The 18,666-nt window shown below is 61.0% G+C and carries 19 protein-coding genes; 14 read left to right on the top strand and 5 right to left on the bottom strand.

Annotation, left to right across the window (positions count from 1 at the left end):
• Window positions 1-163: 163 nt before the first annotated feature.
• From KW846_RS14330 to KW846_RS14295, 8 genes are all read left to right on the top strand, one after another.
• Window positions 164-1,966 (top strand): acyclic terpene utilization AtuA family protein, encoded by a 1,803-nt coding sequence (locus KW846_RS14330; RefSeq protein ID WP_218482912.1) that lies wholly within the window; start codon window positions 164-166, stop codon window positions 1,964-1,966.
• A gap of 12 nt (window positions 1,967-1,978) precedes the next feature.
• On the top strand, window positions 1,979-2,848 hold the full coding sequence (locus KW846_RS14325) for an SDR family oxidoreductase (protein WP_007973449.1): 870 nt from the start codon (window positions 1,979-1,981) through the stop codon (window positions 2,846-2,848).
• A gap of 3 nt (window positions 2,849-2,851) precedes the next feature.
• A complete protein-coding gene (atuC, locus tag KW846_RS14320) occupies window positions 2,852-4,468 on the top strand; it encodes a geranyl-CoA carboxylase subunit beta (RefSeq protein WP_218482910.1) in 1,617 nt (538 codons plus the stop codon).
• 24 nt (window positions 4,469-4,492) lie between these two features.
• Window positions 4,493-5,650 carry a citronellyl-CoA dehydrogenase gene (atuD, locus tag KW846_RS14315; RefSeq protein ID WP_007973453.1) on the top strand — a complete coding sequence of 386 codons (1,158 nt, stop codon included), beginning with the start codon at window positions 4,493-4,495 and terminating at the stop codon, window positions 5,648-5,650.
• Window positions 5,647-6,444 carry an enoyl-CoA hydratase/isomerase family protein gene (locus tag KW846_RS14310; RefSeq protein ID WP_218482908.1) on the top strand — a complete coding sequence of 266 codons (798 nt, stop codon included), beginning with the start codon at window positions 5,647-5,649 and terminating at the stop codon, window positions 6,442-6,444. The genes atuD and KW846_RS14310 overlap by 4 nt, the downstream gene beginning before the upstream one ends.
• A gap of 124 nt (window positions 6,445-6,568) precedes the next feature.
• Entirely contained in the window at window positions 6,569-8,530 is a 1,962-nt protein-coding gene (locus KW846_RS14305; RefSeq protein ID WP_218482906.1) for an acetyl/propionyl/methylcrotonyl-CoA carboxylase subunit alpha, read from the top strand.
• A 70-nt stretch (window positions 8,531-8,600) separates the two neighbouring features.
• Window positions 8,601-9,143, top strand: coding sequence for an exonuclease domain-containing protein (locus tag KW846_RS14300; RefSeq protein WP_218482904.1), 543 nt, complete (start codon window positions 8,601-8,603; stop codon window positions 9,141-9,143).
• A gap of 69 nt (window positions 9,144-9,212) precedes the next feature.
• On the top strand, window positions 9,213-9,497 hold the full coding sequence (locus tag KW846_RS14295; protein ID WP_007940055.1) for a pyrimidine/purine nucleoside phosphorylase: 285 nt from the start codon (window positions 9,213-9,215) through the stop codon (window positions 9,495-9,497).
• A gap of 85 nt (window positions 9,498-9,582) precedes the next feature.
• On the opposite strand, the gene KW846_RS14290 is transcribed toward KW846_RS14295, so the two are convergent.
• Together KW846_RS14290 and KW846_RS14285 are read right to left on the bottom strand one after the other, a co-directional pair.
• Entirely contained in the window at window positions 9,583-10,389 is an 807-nt protein-coding gene (locus tag KW846_RS14290; protein ID WP_218482902.1) for an MOSC domain-containing protein, read from the bottom strand.
• Window positions 10,390-10,580: 191 nt separating this feature from the next.
• Complete coding sequence (locus KW846_RS14285) at window positions 10,581-11,516, bottom strand: chemotaxis protein CheV (RefSeq protein ID WP_007973464.1); 936 nt, start codon at window positions 11,514-11,516, stop codon at window positions 10,581-10,583.
• 463 nt (window positions 11,517-11,979) lie between these two features.
• Here KW846_RS14285 and KW846_RS14280 point away from each other — a divergent pair, with 463 nt between their 5' ends.
• The 3 genes from KW846_RS14280 to KW846_RS14270 all read left to right on the top strand — a co-directional run bounded on the left by KW846_RS14280 (window position 11,980) and on the right by KW846_RS14270 (window position 14,475).
• The gene (locus KW846_RS14280) at window positions 11,980-12,450 is read left to right on the top strand and encodes a hypothetical protein (RefSeq protein ID WP_218482900.1); all 471 of its coding nucleotides are present in this window, start codon (window positions 11,980-11,982) and stop codon (window positions 12,448-12,450) included.
• Between the two features lie 475 nt (window positions 12,451-12,925).
• Window positions 12,926-13,819: a sensor histidine kinase gene (locus KW846_RS14275; RefSeq protein WP_218482981.1), complete on the top strand. Its 894-nt coding sequence runs from the start codon at window positions 12,926-12,928 to the stop codon at window positions 13,817-13,819.
• Window positions 13,816-14,475, top strand: coding sequence for a response regulator transcription factor (locus KW846_RS14270; protein WP_218482897.1), 660 nt, complete (start codon window positions 13,816-13,818; stop codon window positions 14,473-14,475). Before KW846_RS14275 ends, KW846_RS14270 begins: the two co-directional genes overlap by 4 nt.
• Here KW846_RS14270 and yegS read toward each other — a convergent pair.
• Window positions 14,459-15,376, bottom strand: coding sequence for a lipid kinase YegS (yegS, locus tag KW846_RS14265; RefSeq protein WP_218482895.1), 918 nt, complete (start codon window positions 15,374-15,376; stop codon window positions 14,459-14,461). The two genes, KW846_RS14270 and yegS, sit on opposite strands and share 17 nt — an antisense overlap.
• 174 nt (window positions 15,377-15,550) lie before the next feature.
• On the opposite strand from yegS, the gene KW846_RS14260 reads away from it, so the two are divergent.
• Window positions 15,551-15,838, top strand: coding sequence for a hypothetical protein (locus tag KW846_RS14260; protein WP_371321748.1), 288 nt, complete (start codon window positions 15,551-15,553; stop codon window positions 15,836-15,838).
• Window positions 15,839-15,903: 65 nt separating this feature from the next.
• Here the strand turns inward: KW846_RS14260 and glp are convergent, their stop codons facing one another.
• Both glp and moaB read right to left on the bottom strand, forming a co-directional pair.
• A complete protein-coding gene (gene glp, locus KW846_RS14255) occupies window positions 15,904-17,091 on the bottom strand; it encodes a gephyrin-like molybdotransferase Glp (RefSeq protein ID WP_218482979.1) in 1,188 nt (395 codons plus the stop codon).
• Between the two features lie 22 nt (window positions 17,092-17,113).
• Entirely contained in the window at window positions 17,114-17,653 is a 540-nt protein-coding gene (moaB, locus tag KW846_RS14250) for a molybdenum cofactor biosynthesis protein B (RefSeq protein ID WP_015094061.1), read from the bottom strand.
• 81 nt (window positions 17,654-17,734) lie between these two features.
• Between moaB and mobA the strand changes: the two genes are divergently transcribed.
• Window positions 17,735-18,349: a molybdenum cofactor guanylyltransferase MobA gene (gene mobA / locus KW846_RS14245; protein WP_218482893.1), complete on the top strand. Its 615-nt coding sequence runs from the start codon at window positions 17,735-17,737 to the stop codon at window positions 18,347-18,349.
• A gap of 76 nt (window positions 18,350-18,425) precedes the next feature.
• Complete coding sequence (locus tag KW846_RS14240; RefSeq protein WP_007973479.1) at window positions 18,426-18,647, top strand: YgdI/YgdR family lipoprotein; 222 nt, start codon at window positions 18,426-18,428, stop codon at window positions 18,645-18,647.
• The last annotated feature ends 19 nt before the right edge of the window (window positions 18,648-18,666 follow it).

Genomic DNA, 18,666 nt, shown 5'->3' with positions numbered 1-18,666 from the left:
AGTCGATCAATCAATAACGCCGATCACCCCGAAAACAACGGGGTTGCGCGGGCAATTTAAGCTCATGGATGCAACCAAGCAAGCGCTTGGCAGAAGATAACCCAGTCATTTACAAACCAAGCGCTTGCTTGGTAATGTCGACGCACTTGAGTTGGAGGTGGCTATGGAACGGACTGCGCCAAAATCAATTCGCATCGGTTGCGCCAGCGCCTTCTGGGGCGATACCTCGACCGCTGCCGCGCAACTCGTGGAACACGGGCATCTGGACTATCTGGTCTTCGACTACCTGGCCGAGATCACCCTGTCGATCATGGCCGGCGCACGGATGAAAGATCCCCAGGCCGGGTATGCGGGCGACTACATCGAAGTACTCGCACCCTTGCTGCCGCAGCTCGCGCAGCACAACATCCGGGTCATCAGCAATGCCGGCGGGGTCAATCCCCAAGCCTGCGCCGCCGCCCTGCAAGCGGCCTGCGACAAGGCCGGGGTGGCGTTGAAAATCGCCGTGCTGCTGGGTGACGACCTGCAACCGCAGTTCAAACAGCTGGGCAGCCAAGGCATTCATGAAATGTTCAGCGGTGCGCCCCTGCCATCGAGGTGCGTCTCAACCAATGCCTACCTCGGCGCCCCCGGCATCGTCGAAGCCCTGCGTCTGGGCGCGGACATCGTGATCACCGGGCGCGTGGTCGACAGTGCGGTGGTCAGCGCCGCGCTGGTGCATGAGTTCGGCTGGTCGTGGCACGACTACGACAAACTCGCCCAGGCGGCATTGGCCGGGCACATTATCGAATGCGGCGCCCAGTGCACGGGCGGTAACTTCACCGATTGGCGCGACGTGCCCGACTACGAACACATCGGTTTTCCCATCGTCGAAGTCAGCGCCGACAGCCAGTTCATCGTCAGCAAACCGCAAGGTACCGGCGGGCTGGTCACGCCGCTGACGGTGGGTGAACAGATGCTGTATGAAATCGGTGACCCGCGTGCGTATCTGCTGCCCGACGTGGTGTGCGATTTCACACAGGTCAAACTGCTGCAACAAGGCAAGAACGCGGTGCAGGTGCGCGGCGCCAAAGGCCTGCCGCCGACGGCTCAATACAAGGTCAGCGCCACGTACCCCGATGGTTTTCGCTGTACTGCCAGTTGCCTGATTGCCGGCATCGATGCCGTCGACAAGGCGCGGCGAGTCAGCGCGGCAATCATCAACAAGACCTCGGAAATGTTCAGCCAGCGCGGCTGGGCGCCGTACAGCGAGGTGAATATCGAGTTGCTGGGCAGCGAGGCCACCTACGGCCCCCACGGCCAGCGGCAGGACAGCCGCGAAGTGGTAATCAAACTCGCCGTGCGCCATCCGGACAAGCAGGCCTTGATCGTGTTTTCCCGGGAGATTGCCCAGGCGGCCACCGGCATGGCGCCGGGGCTGACCGGCATTGTCGGTGGCCGGCCTACGGTGTATCCGCTGATCCGACTGTTCTCGTTCCTCATCGACAAAACCGCCTGCACGCTGGACATTGAATTCATGGGCCGGCGCCACCCCTGTGCCCTGCCCGCCCTCGATACGCTCGACCCGCTGGACCTGCCAGCCCCGTTCGCCGCGCCGGAGCCGACTGGCCAGGCCGACGCCAGCGTGGCCTTGGTCAAGCTGGCGGTCGCCCGCTCTGGCGACAAGGGCAACCACAGCAACATCGGCGTCATGGCCCGCGATCCCGAATTCCTGCCATGGATCGCCGAAGCCCTGACCCCGGAGGTGATCGTCGACTGGATGGGCCACGTCCTCGATCCCATCCACGGGCGGGTCGAGCGCTGGTACTTGCCCGCCAGCCACAGCCTGAATTTCCTGCTGGAAAACGCCCTCGGCGGCGGCGGTGTCGCCAGCCTGCGCATCGACCCGCAAGGCAAGGCCTTCGCCCAGCAACTGCTGGAAATCCAGATCCCGGTGCCGCAGCGCATCGCCGACCAGTTCAACTAGAGGAATGCCGCCATGGCCTACGATTCGATTTTCAAAGCCGATTTGTTTGCCGGCCAAAACATCATCGTCACTGGTGGCGGCAGCGGCATCGGCCGCTGCACCGCCCACGAACTGGCGGCCCTCGGCGCCCATGTGCTGCTGGTCGGGCGCAAGGCCGACAAGCTCAAAACCGTTGCAGCGGAAATCGCCGAAGACGGCGGCAAGGCCGACTGGGCCGTTTGCGATATCCGCGAGGAAGAAGCGGTGACGCATCTGGTCAGCGAGCTCATTCGCAAGCATGGTCCGATCCATGGCTTGGTCAACAATGCCGGCGGGCAGTACCCGTCGCCCTTGGCCTCGATCAATCAGAAAGGTTTCGAAACTGTGATGCGCACCAATCTGGTGGGCGGCTTCCTGATGGCCCGGGAAGTGTTCAACCAGTCCATGAGCCAGCACGGTGGCGCCATCGTCAACATGCTCGCCGACATGTGGGGCGGCATGCCCGGCATGGGCCACTCCGGCGCGGCACGTTCGGGCATGGACAACCTGACCAAGACCGCCGCGTACGAATGGGGTCATGCCGGGGTGCGGGTCAACGCCGTGGCGCCGGGCTGGGTTGCCTCCAGCGGCATGGACACCTACGAAGGCGCCTTCAAGGCCGTGATCCCGACGTTGCGCGAACACGTGCCCCTCAAGCGCATCGGCACCGAATCGGAAGTCAGCGCGGCGATCGTTTTCCTGCTCAGCCCGGCAGCGGCGTTCGTCAGCGGCAGCACCCTGCGCATCGACGGCGCCGCCAGCCTCGGCGGGCGCGCCTGGCCGATCCACAAGGCGACAAACAGCGAGTCGTACAACGGTTTCCACCGCGCCTACATACCCGACGTGTTGAAGGACAAGGAATAACCCATGCCGGTGATTCAGTCGCAACTCGATCCCCACAGCGAGCCGTTCGCCCAGAACCGTACGGCGATGCTGAGCGCCATCGAACAAGTCCGCGTGCTCGAACAGAACCTGCTGGACAAGGCCGCCGAAGCCAAACCCAGGTTTGAAAAACGCGGTCAGTTATTGCCCCGCGAGCGCCTCAATCTGCTGCTCGACCCCGGCGCGCCGTTTCTCGAACTGGCGAGCCTGGCCGGCTACAAGCTGCACGACGACAAGGACGGCAGCTCCGCCGGTGGCGGCCTGATTGCCGGCATTGGCTATGTGTCTGGCGTGCGCGTGCTGGTGGTGGCGAACAACAGCGCGATCAGGGGCGGGACCATCTCCCCCAGCGGCTTGAAGAAATCCCTGCGCCTGCAACAGATCGCCATGGAAAACAAACTGCCGGTAATCACCCTCGCCGAAAGCGGCGGCGCCAATCTCAATTACGCGGCAGAGATTTTCGTCGAAGGCGCGCGCAGCTTTGCCAATCAGGCGCGAATGTCGGCCATGGGTTTGCCCCAGGTGACGGTGGTGCACGGCTCGGCCACGGCGGGCGGTGCCTATCAGCCGGGTTTGTCGGATTACGTGGTGGTGGTGCGCGGCAAGGCCAAGCTGTTTCTCGCCGGGCCGCCCCTGCTCAAGGCCGCCACCGGCGAAGTCGCGACCGATGAAGAACTGGGCGGCGCCGAGATGCACGCACAAATCGCCGGCACCGCCGAATACCTGGCTGAAAACGACGCCGACGGTGTGCGCCAGGTACGCGAGATCATCAGCCTGCTGCCGTGGAACGAGCAGTTGCCCCCACTCCCCGATCGACGCTGGGAGGAGCCGCTGTACCCCATCGACGAACTGCTCGGCCTGATCCCGGATGACCCAAAAAAACCCTACGACGTGCGCGAAATCATCGCCAGGCTTGCCGACGCCTCGAACTTTCTCGAGTTCAAGGGCGAGTTCGATCAGCAGACCGTCTGCGGTCACCTGAAAGTTCAGGGACGCGCCTGTGGCTTCATCGGCAACAACGGACCGATCACGCCCAAGGGTGCGAGCAAGGCCGCGCAGTTCATCCAGCTGTGCGACCAGAGCCAGACGCCGTTGCTGTTTTTCCACAACACCACCGGGTTCATGGTCGGCACCGAATCCGAACAGCAGGGCGTGATCAAACACGGCGCGAAGATGATTCAAGCGGTGGCCAACGCCCGGGTGCCGAAGCTGACCATAGTCGTCGGCGGCTCCTACGGTGCCGGCAACTATGCAATGTGCGGGCGCGGTCTCGACCCGCGTTTCATCTTCGCCTGGCCCAACAGCCGCACCGCCGTGATGGGCGGCGCGCAAGCGGGCAAGGTCCTGCGCATCGTCACCGAGGCCAAACAGGCCAAGGACGGCCTGGTGCCCGATCCGAAAATGCTCGACATGCTCGAACAGGTCACCGCGCAGAAACTCGACAGCCAGTCCACGGCGCTCTACGGCAGCGCCAATCTGTGGGACGACGGTTTGATCGACCCGCGCGATACCCGGACCTTGCTCGGTTACTTGCTGGATATCTGTCACGAGGCCGAGGTGCGGCCATTGCAAGCCAACAGTTTTGGCGTAGCCCGGCTCTAGGCCGGCTCAAGGAGAACAATAAAAATGATCTTCACCCAGGAACACGAAGCACTGCGCCGCACCGTACGCCAATTCGTCGAGCACGAGATCAACCCGCACGTCGAGGAATGGGAAAAGGCCGGGCGCTTCCCCATCCACGACATCTTCCGCAAGGCCGGCGATCTCGGCTTGCTGGGCATCTCCAAACCGGAAAAATTCGGCGGCATGGGGCTCGACTACAGCTATTCGATCGTCGCCGCCGAAGAATTCGGCACCATTCATTGCGGCGGCATCCCGATGTCCATCGGCGTGCAGACCGACATGTGCACCCCGGCACTGGCCCGGTTCGGCTCCGATGAATTGCGCGAGGAATTCCTGCGCCCGGCCATCAGCGGCGAGCAGGTCGGCTGCATCGGTGTTTCCGAAGTCGGTGCCGGCTCCGACGTCGCCGGGCTGAAAACCACTGCGCGCAAGGACGGCGACGACTATGTGATCAACGGCAGCAAGATGTGGATCACCAACTCGCCGAGCGCCGACTTCATCTGCCTGCTGGCCAATACGTCGGACGACAAGCCGCACATCAACAAGTCGCTGATCATGGTGCCGATGAAGACGCCGGGCATCAGCTTGAGCTCGCACCTGGACAAGCTCGGCATGCGCAGTTCGGAAACCGCCCAGGTGTTTTTCGACAACGTGCGCGTACCGCAGCGCAACCGCATCGGTCATGAAGGCGCGGGGTTCATGATGCAGATGCTGCAGTTCCAGGAGGAGCGCCTGTTCGGCGCAGCCAACATGATCAAGGGCCTGGAATATTGCGTCGACAGCACCATCGAATACTGCAAGGAACGTAAAACCTTCGGCAATGCGCTGATCGACAATCAGGTCATCCACTTCCGTCTCGCAGAACTGCAAACCGAAATCGAATGCCTGCGGGCGCTGGTCTATCAGGCCACCGAGCAATACGTCAAAGGCCAGGACGTCACGCGCCTGGCCTCGATGGCCAAGCTCAAGGCCGGGCGGCTGGGCCGCGAAGTCAGCGACAGCTGCCTGCAATATTGGGGTGGCATGGGCTTCATGTGGGACAACCCGGTGGCCCGCGCCTACCGCGATGTGCGGCTGGTGTCGATTGGCGGCGGCGCCGACGAAATCATGCTGGGGATCATCTGCAAGTTGATGGGCATCCTGCCGGGGAAAAAGAAATGAACAACCTGCCGGTTTGCCAGACCTTGCTGCTGGAACTGCACAACGGCGTGTTGCACGTCACCCTCAATCGCCCGGAATGCCGCAATGCGATGAGCTTGCAGATGGTCGCCGAGTTGCGCGCGGTGCTGGCGGCGGTACGCGATAAACCGGGGGTTCGTGCACTGGTGATCGGTGGCGTCGGCGGGCACTTCTGTGCTGGCGGCGACATCAAGGACATGGCCAACGCCCGCGCTCAGGGCCCCACTGCGCACCGGGACCTGAACCGGGTGTTCGGCGCGTTGCTGCAAGAGGTGCAACACGCACCGCAAGTGGTGATCACGGTGCTGCAAGGCGCGGTACTCGGCGGTGGTCTCGGCCTGGCCTGCGTCAGCGATATCGCCCTGGCTGATCACCAGGCGCAATTCGGCCTGCCGGAAACCAGCCTGGGTCTTCTGCCAGCGCAGATCGCGCCATTCGTGGTCCAGCGCATCGGCCTGACCGAGACCCGGCGACTGGCCCTGACCGCGGCCCGGTTTGATGGCCACCAGGCACGGCGCATGGGGCTGGTGCATTTTGTCGAGCATGATCCGCAAGCCCTGGCCGAGCGTCTCGATGAGGTGTTGGCCCATGTCTTGTGTTGTGCGCCAGGGGCGAATGCGGCAACCAAGAAACTCTTGCTGGCGAGTGCCGGACAACCGTCGGATGCCCTGCTGGATCAGGCTGCCGAATGGTTCAGCGAAGTGGTGACCGGAGCAGAAGGCGTCGAGGGAACGATGGCTTTCGTGCAAAAGCGCAAACCGGGCTGGGCCATTTGAAAGCTTCGTCGGAACGCCGCCCGGAGCAGGCTCGCTCCCATATTTGAAATGCATTCCCCTGTGGGAGCGAGCCTGCTCGCGAAGAGGCCAGCACTATCTCCGCACAATTTGAGAGAAACATCCCATGCCCGGACTTAAAAAAATCCTCATCGCCAACCGCGGTGAAATCGCCTGCCGCATCCAGCGCACGGCCCAGGCGCTGGGCTATCGCACGGTCGCCGTGTTCAGCGATGCCGACGCCGATGCCTTGCACGTGCAGATGGCCGACGAGGCGATCAACATCGGTCCGGCCGCGGTGCAACAGTCTTATTTGAACATCCCGGCCATCCTCGACGCCGCCCGGCGCACGGGCGCGGATGCGGTCCATCCGGGCTACGGTTTCCTCTCGGAAAACGCCGGGTTTGCCCGCGCCTGCCAGGATGCCGGCATCACCTTCATCGGCCCCAGCCCCGAGGCCATCGAACTGATGGGCAGCAAGCGCCTGTCGAAGATCGCCATGATCGAAGCCGGTGTGCCCTGCATTAAAGGCTATCAAGGCGCCGAACAGGACGACGCCACCCTGAGCCGCGAAGCCGCGCGCATCGGCTATCCGTTGATGATCAAGGCCAGCGCGGGTGGCGGTGGACGCGGCATGCGCCTGGTGCACGAAGCCGGCAACCTGCTGGAACAGATTCGCACGGCGCGCTCCGAGGCCCTGAACGGATTTGGCAGCGACGAACTGATTCTCGAACAGGCATTGATCGAACCCCGTCATGTCGAGATTCAGCTGTTCGGTGACCGGCATGGCAACCTGATTTACCTCGGCGAGCGCGATTGTTCGGTGCAGCGCCGGCACCAGAAAGTCATCGAGGAAGCCCCCTGCCCGGTAATGACGACTGAACTGCGGCAGGCCATGGGCGAAGCAGCGCTCAAGGCCGGCCGGGCAGTACATTACGTCGGCGCGGGCACCGTGGAGTTTCTGCTGGATGCCCGCGGGCAGTTCTATTTCCTGGAGATGAACACCCGACTGCAAGTCGAGCACCCGGTGACCGAATTGATCACCGGGCTGGACCTGGTGGCCTGGCAACTGAACATCGCCGAAGGGCAACCCCTGCCCTTGCGCCAGGAACAGGTGCAACTCACGGGCCACGCCATGGAAGTGCGCCTGTATGCCGAAGACCCGACCCAGGGTTTCCTGCCGCAAATCGGTCGCGTCGTTGCCTGGGAACCGGGAATGCAGGAGGGCGTGCGGATCGACCACGGCCTGATCGAAGGTCAGCTCATCAGTCCCTTCTACGACCCGATGCTCGGCAAGCTCATCGCCCACGGCGCCACCCGCGAGGAGGCCCGGCGCAAATTGCTGCGAGCGGTACAAGACAGCGTGCTGCTGGGCGTGCAAAGCAATCAGCGTTTGCTCGAAAGCCTGCTGGAGCACCCGCAGTTCGCCAGCGGTGACTTCAGTACCGGGTTCATCGCCCAGCACTTTGCCGACCCTGCCTGTCTGCAGTCTCATGCCCCGGACGCGCAACACCTGGCCATCGCAACCGCCCTCTTCTATCAAGATTCGGCACAGGCTCATCCCGCCCCGCTGGGCGGTTGGCGCAACAATGCCAGCGTGCCCCTGCACTATCGCATCGGCCTTGAGGATCAAGACTGGGTGGTGACGTTGCAGGCAATCCCGGGTGAACCATTGCGCATTCAGGTCGCCGAACGTTGCCTCGAGCTGAAGGTCCTCCACTGCGACGGACGCTGGGCCACCCTCGAAATCGATGGCATCCGCCAGCGCCACGCCTATCGCCTGGAGGCAGGGCAACTCTGGCTGTTCAGCCGGCCGGGCAGCTTGCAGTTTGCCGATCGCACTCAGGCGCAGGTTTCCAGCCGGGCCAGTGTCAGTTGCGGCACCCTCAAGGCCCCGATGGACGGTGCGATTGTCGACGTCCTGGTCAATGAAGGCAGCCCGGTCACCAAGGGCCAGCTGCTGGTGGTGCTGGAAGCGATGAAAATGGAGCACCCCTTGAAATCAGGCATCGACGGTGTCCTGAAACGCTTGCAGGTCAAAGTCGGGGATCAGGTGAAAAACCGGCAGATACTGTTGGAAGTCGAATAAGGCGCTAGGCGGAACCGCCGGGTTTGGCTACGCTCAAACCCTACAGGACGCGGATACCAGGAACCCTGCAATGCCTCATTGGCTGGTCATTGATCTGGAGGCCACCACCGATGAGGGTGGATGGCCCGTAACGGATATGGAAATCATTGAAATCGGCGCCACCCTGGTGGACCGCAAGGGACGCGAACTGGACCAATTCCAGCGCTTCGTCCGCCCCTTGCGGCGGCCGTTGCTGACGCCGTTTTGCCGCGAGCTGACGCATATCACCCAAGCCAACATCGATGCGGCGCAACCGCTGGGCGAAGTCTGGCCGGCGTTTGAACGCTGGCTCGGCCATCACCAAACGCGACTTGAAGGCTGGGTCAGCTGGGGCGATTACGATCGCAAACAGTTGTTTCAGGAATGGCAGCGACTGGGGCTCGCCAGTGTGCTGGCCAACTTGCCCCACATGAACCTCAAACAGCGCTTTGCCAAGGCCAGACGCCTGGAACGCCCGCTGGGGCTCAACGGCGCCCTGCAACTGGCCGGCCTGCAGTTCACCGGCCAGCAACACCGGGCGCTGGAAGATGCGCGCAATACCGCACGCCTGCTGCCACTGGTTCTTCCGCTTTAGACAGGTGACGACACTCAGGGCCTTGTGCATACTGGCCGGCCCTTTTTAGCCCTTTTCGAGGAATCGCCCATGTTTAAAGTCAACGAGTACTTCGACGGCACCGTCAAGTCGATCGCCTTTGGCACCGCAGAAGGTCCAGCGACCATCGGCGTCATGGCTCCGGGCGAATACGAATTCGGCACCAGCCAGCGTGAAATCATGCACGTGGTCAGCGGCGCATTGACCGTCAAACTGCCAGACAGCAGCGACTGGGAAACCTTCGCCGCCGGCAGCCAGTTCAACGTGCCGGCCAACAGCAAGTTCCAGTTGAAAGTGGCCGTCGACACCGCTTACCTGTGTGAATACCGCGGCTAAACCCGCAGGCTTTGCCGAAATAAAGGTCAGCGCAATAAAAATGCCCGTGTTTTTCGACACGGGCATTTTTTTGCTCTGCGCAAAATTATTCGAGGATCTCCACCGGCATGCCGACCTCGAGTCGACCGTTGCCGTCGTTCACCAGGTTCTGGCCAAACATCGCGCCGTCCGCCTGCGAACGGTATTTCTGCAGGGTTGCCAGGGGTTCGCGGTCGTCGCTGCGCTCGCCGGTTTGCGGGTCGATGGTGGTCAGGATGCAGCGTGAGCAGGACTTGACCACGCGGAACTCGACATCGCCGATGCGGATACGCTTCCAGCCGTCCTCGGCGAAGGCTTCACTGCCTTCGATCACCAGGTTTGGCCGAAAACGCAGCATCTCCAACGGACGCCCGACCCGTTTCGACAAGTCCTCGAGGGAGGCCTGCCCAATCAGCAACAGCGGATAGCCATCGGCGAACGCCACCTGGTCGTCATCCTTGCCGTAGCCCGCCTCTGTCATCCGCGCCCGTTCAAGCGGCACTTGCACCAGGCGTGTCGGTTTACCAATAAATTCGCTGACCCAGGCTGCGGCTGCATCGCCTGCATCGGGGACCCGCAAGGTATCGCGCCAGATCGTCACGCCACGCAGTTCTGCATCAAGACCGGGCAAGGCTATGTCGATCGGCGAATGACCAGGCGCACTGAGGGTCAAGCCGCCTTCGGCATTCCACAACGCCGACAACTGGCTCATCTGCGCCACCGCACGCTGGGTCAGGAAACGACCGCTGGCTTCATCCACCAGCATCCAGCGGCGATCGCCGTCCAGACCCAGTTTATCGAGACCGGTCTGTTGCAGCGTCTCGCCCTTGGCGGACTTCAACGGATAACGATACAGCGCGCTCAGACGCAACATGGCCAGCTCCCTGTCAGGCAAAACGCCACCCTATACGAGCTTGAACGCCGAATCAAAGAGTGACGATCAAACACTACACCCCTTGTGGGAGCGAGCCTGCCCCCGAAGTGGGAGTGTCAGTCGATAACTATGCCAACTGTCACACCGCCTTCGCGAGCAGGCTCGCTCCCACAGATTGTCCGCAGTTTTATTCAGGCCGGTACTTCGTCAAGCATCAGGCGCTGGCGTACCACGTCAACGAGTTTGTCCGGCTGGAATTTGGAGAGGAAATTGTCGCAGCCGACCTTTTTCACCATCGAATCGTTGAAGCTGCCGGACAAAGATGTGTGCAGCACCACGTACAAGCCACGCAGACGCGGATCGTTGCGAATTTCGGTGGTCAGGCGATAGCCATCCATTTCCGGCATTTCCGCATCGGTGAAGACCATCAGCAGTTTTTCGGTCATGTCCACGCCGGTGTCGGCCCAGGCCTTGAGCATGTTCAAGGCCTTCAATCCGTCGCTGGCGATGTGCATCTTCACGCCCAACTGTCCCAGGGTATCGCGCAATTGCGCCAGGGCCACGTTCGAGTCATCCACCAGCAGCACCTCACGGCCACGGGCGCGCTCCAGTACCGGATCTTCGAGCTTGTCACGGGAAACCTTGGCGTTGTACGGGACGATTTCGGCCAGGACCTTTTCGACGTCAATGATTTCCACCAGTTGATCATCGACCTTGCTGATGGCGGTCAGGTAATGCTGGCGACCGGCACTGCTCGGTGGCGGCAGGATGGCTTCCCAGTTCATGTTGACGATCCGGTCCACGCCACCAACCAGGAAGGCCTGAACCGAACGGTTGTATTCGGTGACGATAATCGTGCTGCCGGGCCCCGGCACCAACGGACGCATGCCGATGGCCTGGGACAGGTCGATCACCGGCAGGGTCTGGCCGCGCAGATTGACCACGCCGCAGACAAAAGGATGGCGCTGCGGCATCAGCGTCAACTTTGGCAACTGCAGGACTTCCTGTACTTTGAAGACGTTGATCGCGAACAATTGCCGTCCGGCGAGCCGGAACATGAGAATTTCCAGGCGATTCTCACCCACCAGTTGCGTGCGTTGGTCTACCGTGTCGAGAATGCCGGCCATCAATGACTCCTGGTCTTGTTCGGATGAATTCACTTAGAGAAGGTTATCGGCTGTTTTTGCCGAAGCTTGACTCTCTCTAAAATGCCACGCATAGGCATTGATGTCACATTAACATCATGCTTTACTGGCGCCGTAATTACATCTGCTGCACTTCTGCGCCGCGCGACCCTGGTTCTCGCGAAAGGTTCCCTTGCGTAAGGGTTTCCCCTATCAACAATCAGGTGCAACCTGATATTCGCAATATCCAATAGCCATTAATGTGACGCCATTCTCATTGCATGAACGGAGTCAGGCTTTTGTGTGCGATCGCAAGCCAGTGGCCAACCACCCTCTCGTGTTCCCCAGCCTGCCTCCGGGCCAGCCGCCGTTCGCTCACCCGACGACTCGGCAATGCCGGGGTTCCGAGCGCCCTCGTCGACACACACGATATCCCCTCATTTGACATGACGTTGTGGAGATAAGTATGCCGAACGACCGTAAAGAGTGGGCCCAGCGGCTCCCGGAGTTTCTCGTCGAGGCTGAAACACTCCTGGCCAAGACCGAGGAATGCCTGAGCCATCTGCAGTTGATCAGCAATGACAAGGACGCCATCGACTGCATGCTCAGCACGCTGCTCAAGCTGGCCAACAAGGCCGATGCCCTGGCGTTGGCGGCTGTGTCTGAGTTTTCGCTGCATATTCATGGATTGCTGAACCACGCACAGAACACCATGAGCCTGCACGACGAGGCACTGAGCGCCCTGAAAGACTGTCTGACCCTGATTGCCTGGCAACTCGAACTCATCGACCAGACCACCGGGCAGCTCAGCCTCGACGACAGCGAGCAGGTCACCCTTATCGAAGCCTTTGCCTTCCAGGTCGGGCAAAGCCGGTTTCAGCCGCCGGTCAATTCCAGGCCGCTCACCCTCGTGCCCTATTCGGAACGACGGGCCTGAACTGATCCAACTATGCCGTATGGCGTGGTTTGGTTATCAGTACCGCGCTGTTACTTGAGTGCTTATATGTCGCAAATGAATATTTCATAGCTATAAGCGACATTCTTAAAACAACCACTTTTGCCCATCGACAATTGCGCGCCCGGCTTGATCAGGTATTGCCTGGTATCAATTGCAAAACCCCGGGAGCTATCGGCATTTTGCGATAGCAACAACCAACTTGCTCCATTATGGAAGCATCTTCTAAACGACTGGATTCCTGACTTTTCGGACATGCATACGGACGCGACCAACGGTATCTTAAGTGCTACTATGCCGCCTGTTAGTTGACGCCAATTAATGGCTGTGTGATCGCAGCCGGACACAGCTCGCTGCAGTTCGCAGCTGAGCTCGTCGGCGCTCCACATAAAAACAGGGGCCTGTCAGCCAGCATGACCGGTCAGCCCGCAGCGAACATCCATTGGCTCCATCCGCTATGTACGCCAGCCTCAAGTCAATCGCCAAGTGGCCACCCTCCCGGGAAAATGCTCGCAGATTCACGCTGTTGCTATGCGCCTGCTCGACCCTCGGCAGTTTGCTGGTCCATCGCTTGTCCATTCCGCTGCCCCTGTCATTGCTGTTGCTCAACATTGCGGCGCTGAGCAGTGTTGCCGTGCAGTACTGCCTCTCGCGTAAATCGATCAAATTCCAGCCTCAGGAGCTGGCCGACCGGCTGTTGCAGGTCCAGGAAAACGAGCGTCACCGACTGAGCCGCGAACTGCATGACGACATCGGTCAATTGCTGACCGCCGCAAAATTGCAAAGTGACTGGCTCAAACGCCGGATGCCCGAAGAGCTCCAGGGACAATGCACGGTCCTTTGCGACACGCTGGAAGAAACCCTGGCCAAAGTTCGTGACGTATCCGCCATTCTCAATCCCCGGCAGTTGACCAGCCTCGGGCTGGAAGCCAGTCTGCGGGCACACCTGCTCAAGACCCTGGCCAACACCCCGGTGCACTGGAGCCTGGAATGCCAGCAGCGCCTGACCGGCATACCGGAGGAAATGGCCGTGGCGGCTTTTCGCATTACCCAGGAAGCGGTCACCAACATCCTGCGACATGCCCAGGCCAAGAACCTGCTTGTATGCCTGCAGCGCCTGCCCCAAGGCATGAGGTTGCAGATCAGCGATGATGGTCAGGGCTTCGCCCCCGCAACAGACCCAGGTCGCGAAGGGCAACGCGGTATGGCCGGGATGTCGGAACGGATCGATCAACTGGGCGGCACGTTGACCGTTATCAGCGAGCCGGGCAAAGGCACTCAAATCGAAGCTCTATTTCCCTGGGCGCCCCGTGCGCTCGAACGGGCCAGTTCGAATAAGGTTATGCATTGACTTGTAATTTACTACTGGTGGATGACCACTCGCTGATCAGGGCTGGCGTGCGCGCCCTGGTAATGGACCTGCCCGGCTACGCCGTCATCGGTGAGGCCAATGACGGCTCGCAGTTGCTCGAAATGGTCGGGCATCTGTCCCCGGATATTGTCCTGCTGGATATTTCGATGCGCCAGACCGGCGGCCTCGAAGCCTTGCAACAGCTCAAGCGGGTGCGCCCGCAGAGCAAGGTCCTGATCCTGTCGATGCACACCGACCCGGCCCTCATCATGCAGGCCCTGGAGTCCGGCGCCCACGGCTACCTGCTCAAGGACACCACGGCGACCGAACTCGAGCACGCGCTGGACGCCTTGCGCAATAACGAGCGCTATCTGAGCCCGGCCATTGCCCACACGGTGATCACTCAGGCCCTGACCCGAAATCAGAAGCACCAGCCCGAACCTGCCGACTCGCACAACCTGACGGCACGCCAGCTGGAAATCCTGCGGTTGATCGTTCGCGGCAAGTCCACCCGAGAGATCGCCAACGGCCTGGGGTTGAGCGTCAAGACCGTCGAAACCCACCGTTCGCAGATCATGAAGCGTTTGCAGATCTACGATGTGGCCGGTCTGGTGCTGTTCGCCGTGCGTGAACAAATCATCAGCCTTGATGACTAGGCACTTCACTGGCCCGTAGCAACGGCGAATCTTCAGGCAAATGCACGAGCAACGCCGCCGGGCGGACCGAGAAACGCAGGTTGTCCCCTTCCAGCGGTTCACCATCCAGGTTGATGTACAACCCTTCCGAGACCTTGATCTCGATCCAGGGCAAGCGCACCCGGACAAACATGCTGTCGATGCCGAAACCTTCGGTCAGCAGGTTTTTCAATGTACCGACCACCTCCTGCGGTGCCGGCAGGATACTGATGTCGAGCAAACCATCATCGACCAGGGCCTGTGGGCACAATTCCCGCCCACCACCGGCCTGTCGGCCGTTGCCGATACCCAGCGCCAGCAGATCGCCGCTCCAGTGGAAATCCGGACCCTGCAATTCACCGTAGGCGGTATGCAGCTCATTGAAACGTGACAGGCCGGTGAACAGGTACGCCGCACCGCCGAGGATTTTTTTCAACTCCTCCGGGGTGTTCGCCGTGACATGACTGCCAAACCCACCGGTCGCCATGTTCAGGAATATCTGCCCGTCGACCTCCCCCAGATCAATGGCGGTCGGCGCGGCATCCAGCAACGCCAACGCCTGATCAGGCTGCAGGGGCACGCCCGCCGCACGCGCAAAATCGTTGGCGGTTCCCAGCGGCATCAGTACCAGGCTGGCCTTTTTCGAGTGCTCCGCCATTGCCTCGGCGATATCCCGCAAGGTGCCATCACCGCCACCGGCAATGATCTGTCGATAACCGGCCGCCAACGCTTCGCCCACCAGTCTCTGCGCATCGCCGGCTTCCCAGGTCAATCGAACAGCCAGCTCCCAGCCTTGCTCACGCCGGCTTTCGACGGCGGCGCGAACCGCCTCGTTGAGTGCCTGTTTGCCATGCAGTATCAACAGTGCCTTGCGATCGCTCATTGCTTCACTCCCCGGTTTGGATGGCATCTGGGAGATGTTGACCGCGCAGGCGCCGTTAAAGGTCGCCGGAAAACCAATTATTTCCAGTCAGGCAACTTGACTCCCCAAGGCAGGATTTTTCTTACAAAACATGAGGAATCTGCTCAATTGACCGGAAATCCGAATTGGTAGACCTTGGGGCTTGCGCAGGACACCACTGGGACGTGCCATGCAAGGCCAAAACCCTGGATACCGGCCAGCACAAAAGCCACGGGAGAAAATGATATGGAACCTCGCGTCACCGAGCTGGAAACACACCTCAAGCACATACGCAGGGACCTGGACGACATCCGCGGTGACGTCAAATCCATCAAGCACAGGCTCGCCTACTCCGCCTGCGGAACGGTCGTGATCCTCGGTCTCCTTGGCTGGATCGCCAATAGCCGTTTCGAGCAGGTCATTTCATTGTTCCTGGCACATTGAATGGCCATCAAGTAAAAACCCGGTTCAATCAACCGGGTTTTTGCTTGGCCAATCCGCTGAAGCGGTCAGCCCAGGACTTCGCTCAACGGAATGAAGAAAACGCTTTCGCCCTGAACCAGCGTGCGACCTTCCAGGACTTCTACCAACCCATCAGCCCAAGCAGCGCTGCGCAGTACGCCGGAACTCTGGTTTTTGTAGATCATCGCCTTGCCGTTCTCCAGCCGTCCACGCAAATACTCCCGTCGATTGCCAGGTTGGGGCCAGTCGAACCCTGCCGGCACCCGCACCTTCAGCGGCTCGACGTCCTTTACACCCTGACGACGCAGGAGATAGGGCCTGGTCAACAAGGCAAAGGTCACGAGGGTCGATGCCGGATTGCCCGGCAAGCCGATCACGGGTACACCGCGGAAATGCCCGAACGTCAGTGGTTTACCGGGCTTGATGGCGAGCTTCCACAGCGTCAGTTCGCCCTCTTCGCGCAAGGCGACACCCAGAAAATCGGCTTCTCCCACCGATACGCCACCGGTCGAGAGGATCAGGTCGACATCTTTCAACTCACCCAATCGGGAACGAGTGGTTTGCAGATCGTCCGGAAGAATGCCCGCGTCGACGACCTCACAGCCCAAACGCTGCAACCAGCTACACAACAACACCCGGTTGCTGTTGTAGATTTGTCCCGGCCCCAGCGCCTGGCCCGGCTCAATCAATTCGTCGCCGGTCGACAGCACCGCCACACGTACCTTGCGAACCACCTCCAGCTCGGCGCAGCCCAATGAGGCAGCCAATCCTTGCTCGATCGGCCCCAGCCGCGTGCCTGCGGGCAGAATCAACTCGCCGACGGTTGTTTCCTGGCCTTGCGGGCGGATGTTCTGGCCCTGGCTCAAGGCTTGCGTGAAACGCACTCGCCCATCCGCCTGGACCTCGGCGTTTTCCTGCATTTCGACGCTATTGGCTCCGGCGGGTACAGGCGCGCCGGTAAAAATGCGCGCACAGGTTCCAGGTTGCAACGGATCGGGGGCCTGGCCGGCAAACACCTTCTGGCTGACCACCAACGGCTCTCCCGTCCAGTCAGCCAGGCGCAAGGCATACCCGTCCATGGCACTGTTGGGCCAGGGCGGCAGATCAAGGGTCGACAGCAGATCTTCAGCCAGTACACGCCCCTGCACCTGCGCCAACGGCAAGCGTTCACGCTCGACAATCTGCGTGGCCTCGGCCATTTCCAGCAAGCGTGCCAACGCCTCCTCGACGGGCATCAGGCTGCCGGTCTTGCCCGGCTTACCCACGGGATTCACAAGGCGCGGCCTGTTTCAGGTGAGGCACGAAATTGCACGGGCGATGCCGCGAATCCAGCTGTTCGGCCAGAATGCCGTCCCAACCTGTGCGCACGGCATTGGTCGAACCCGGCAAGCAGCAAACCAGCGTGCCATTGGCCAGACCGGCCAACGTCCGGGACTGAACGGTCGAGGTGCCGATATCGGCAACCGAGATCTGGCGGAACAGCTCACCGAATCCATCGACCTGCTTGTCCAGCAGGCAGCTGACGGCTTCCGGTGTGCTGTCACGCCCGGTAAAGCCGGTTCCGCCGGTGATCAGCACCACCTGCACGACATCGTCGGCAATCCAGTTGGCGACTTGCGCACGAATTTTGTAGAGGTCATCTTTGAGCAACACCCGGGCTGCCAGGTAATGACCGGCGGCGCTCAGGCGGTCGACAAAGAGCTGGCCCGAAGTGTCGGTTTCCAGTGTGCGGGTATCGCTGACAGTCAGCACTGCAATGTTCAGCGGTGCGAAAGGTACATCAGCCTTGGCTTTCATAGGCTCGTCCAGTTGTAGGAGAAACAGCCCGGTGTTATATCACAGCGCTCCGTTTTTTCGCCGCTCCCATGGAGACCTGCCATGACCATGAATTCACAATTACCACCCTGCTCCATTCTGCTCCTGGCGGGCGGTCGCGGCCAACGCATGGGGGGGCGGGACAAAGGGTTGCTGGACTGGCGCGGCGAACCGCTGATTGCTCACTTGCATCGCAAGACCCGCCCGCTGACCGATGACCTGATCATCTCCTGCAACCGCAACCTTGAGAAGTATGCGCCCTACGCCGACCAGTTGGTCCACGACGATGAAGGTGACTTCCCCGGCCCCCTGGCGGGAATTCGGGCGGGCCTGGAAGCTGCTCGCCATACTCATATGCTGGTCCTGCCCTGTGACGTTCCGGGCATCGATGCGGCGCTGATCGGCACCATGCGCGAGACCGCCAACCTGAATCCGGACAAGCCGCTGATGGTGCGGCACGATGACCACTGGGAGCCGTTGTTGTGTGTAATTCCAGTGCTGCACCGGGCAGCCTTTGAAAAGGCCTGGAAAGAGGGTGAGCGCAGCCCTGGCCGGCTGATGCGCAAGCTCGGCGCGACCGCGCTGCAATGCCCTGACAAGGACCCTCGGCTGGCCAACCTCAATACGCCGGAACTATTAAGCGGTCATGTAAGCGGTCATGACACTGTGTCAGACTGACATTGATCAGGAACTTGCGCGGACGGTTCACGTCTCAAGTTCACTAACCAAAGAATTCTTATTCGGAGACACACTCATGATGCAACGGACCCTCGCCACTTTCATGCTCGCACTGGGCCTCGCCACCCTCGCCGGTTGCGCGTCGCCTACGGTGATCACCTTGAATGACGGTCGCGAAATCCAGGCCGTCGACACGCCAGAGTTCGACAAGGATTCCGGCTTCTACGAATTCGAACAGCTCGATGGCAAACAGACCCGCATCAACAAAGATCAGGTGCGTACCGTCAAGGAGCTGTAATCGGGTGCCGCCGGATACA

The organism is Pseudomonas sp. PDM32 (assembly GCF_019219225.1).
Lineage (GTDB): Bacteria > Pseudomonadota > Gammaproteobacteria > Pseudomonadales > Pseudomonadaceae > Aquipseudomonas > Aquipseudomonas laurylsulfatiphila.
The sequence above is the reverse complement of the archived record's forward strand: the minus strand, read 5'-3'. Positions and strand labels throughout refer to the sequence as shown.

Excerpts from the sequence above, each read along its gene's own strand:
- KW846_RS14295 (WP_007940055.1), top strand. The coding sequence starts at position 9,213 with ATGTTTAAAGTCAACGAGTACTTCGACGGCACCGTCAAGTCGATCGCC.
- KW846_RS14240 (WP_007973479.1), top strand. The coding sequence starts at position 18,426 with ATGATGCAACGGACCCTCGCCACTTTCATGCTCGCACTGGGCCTCGCC.
- glp (WP_218482979.1), bottom strand. The coding sequence starts at position 17,091 with ATGCCCGTCGAGGAGGCGTTGGCACGCTTGCTGGAAATGGCCGAGGCC.
- yegS (WP_218482895.1), bottom strand. The coding sequence starts at position 15,376 with ATGAGCGATCGCAAGGCACTGTTGATACTGCATGGCAAACAGGCACTC.
- KW846_RS14310 (WP_218482908.1), top strand. The coding sequence starts at position 5,647 with ATGAACAACCTGCCGGTTTGCCAGACCTTGCTGCTGGAACTGCACAAC.
- KW846_RS14290 (WP_218482902.1), bottom strand. The coding sequence starts at position 10,389 with ATGTTGCGTCTGAGCGCGCTGTATCGTTATCCGTTGAAGTCCGCCAAG.
- KW846_RS14280 (WP_218482900.1), top strand. The coding sequence starts at position 11,980 with ATGCCGAACGACCGTAAAGAGTGGGCCCAGCGGCTCCCGGAGTTTCTC.
- moaB (WP_015094061.1), bottom strand. The coding sequence starts at position 17,653 with ATGAAAGCCAAGGCTGATGTACCTTTCGCACCGCTGAACATTGCAGTG.
- KW846_RS14305 (WP_218482906.1), top strand. The coding sequence starts at position 6,569 with ATGCCCGGACTTAAAAAAATCCTCATCGCCAACCGCGGTGAAATCGCC.
- mobA (WP_218482893.1), top strand. The coding sequence starts at position 17,735 with ATGACCATGAATTCACAATTACCACCCTGCTCCATTCTGCTCCTGGCG.
- atuD (WP_007973453.1), top strand. The coding sequence starts at position 4,493 with ATGATCTTCACCCAGGAACACGAAGCACTGCGCCGCACCGTACGCCAA.
- KW846_RS14325 (WP_007973449.1), top strand. The coding sequence starts at position 1,979 with ATGGCCTACGATTCGATTTTCAAAGCCGATTTGTTTGCCGGCCAAAAC.
- KW846_RS14300 (WP_218482904.1), top strand. The coding sequence starts at position 8,601 with ATGCCTCATTGGCTGGTCATTGATCTGGAGGCCACCACCGATGAGGGT.
- KW846_RS14285 (WP_007973464.1), bottom strand. The coding sequence starts at position 11,516 with ATGGCCGGCATTCTCGACACGGTAGACCAACGCACGCAACTGGTGGGT.
- KW846_RS14330 (WP_218482912.1), top strand. The coding sequence starts at position 164 with ATGGAACGGACTGCGCCAAAATCAATTCGCATCGGTTGCGCCAGCGCC.
- atuC (WP_218482910.1), top strand. The coding sequence starts at position 2,852 with ATGCCGGTGATTCAGTCGCAACTCGATCCCCACAGCGAGCCGTTCGCC.
- KW846_RS14275 (WP_218482981.1), top strand. The coding sequence starts at position 12,926 with ATGTACGCCAGCCTCAAGTCAATCGCCAAGTGGCCACCCTCCCGGGAA.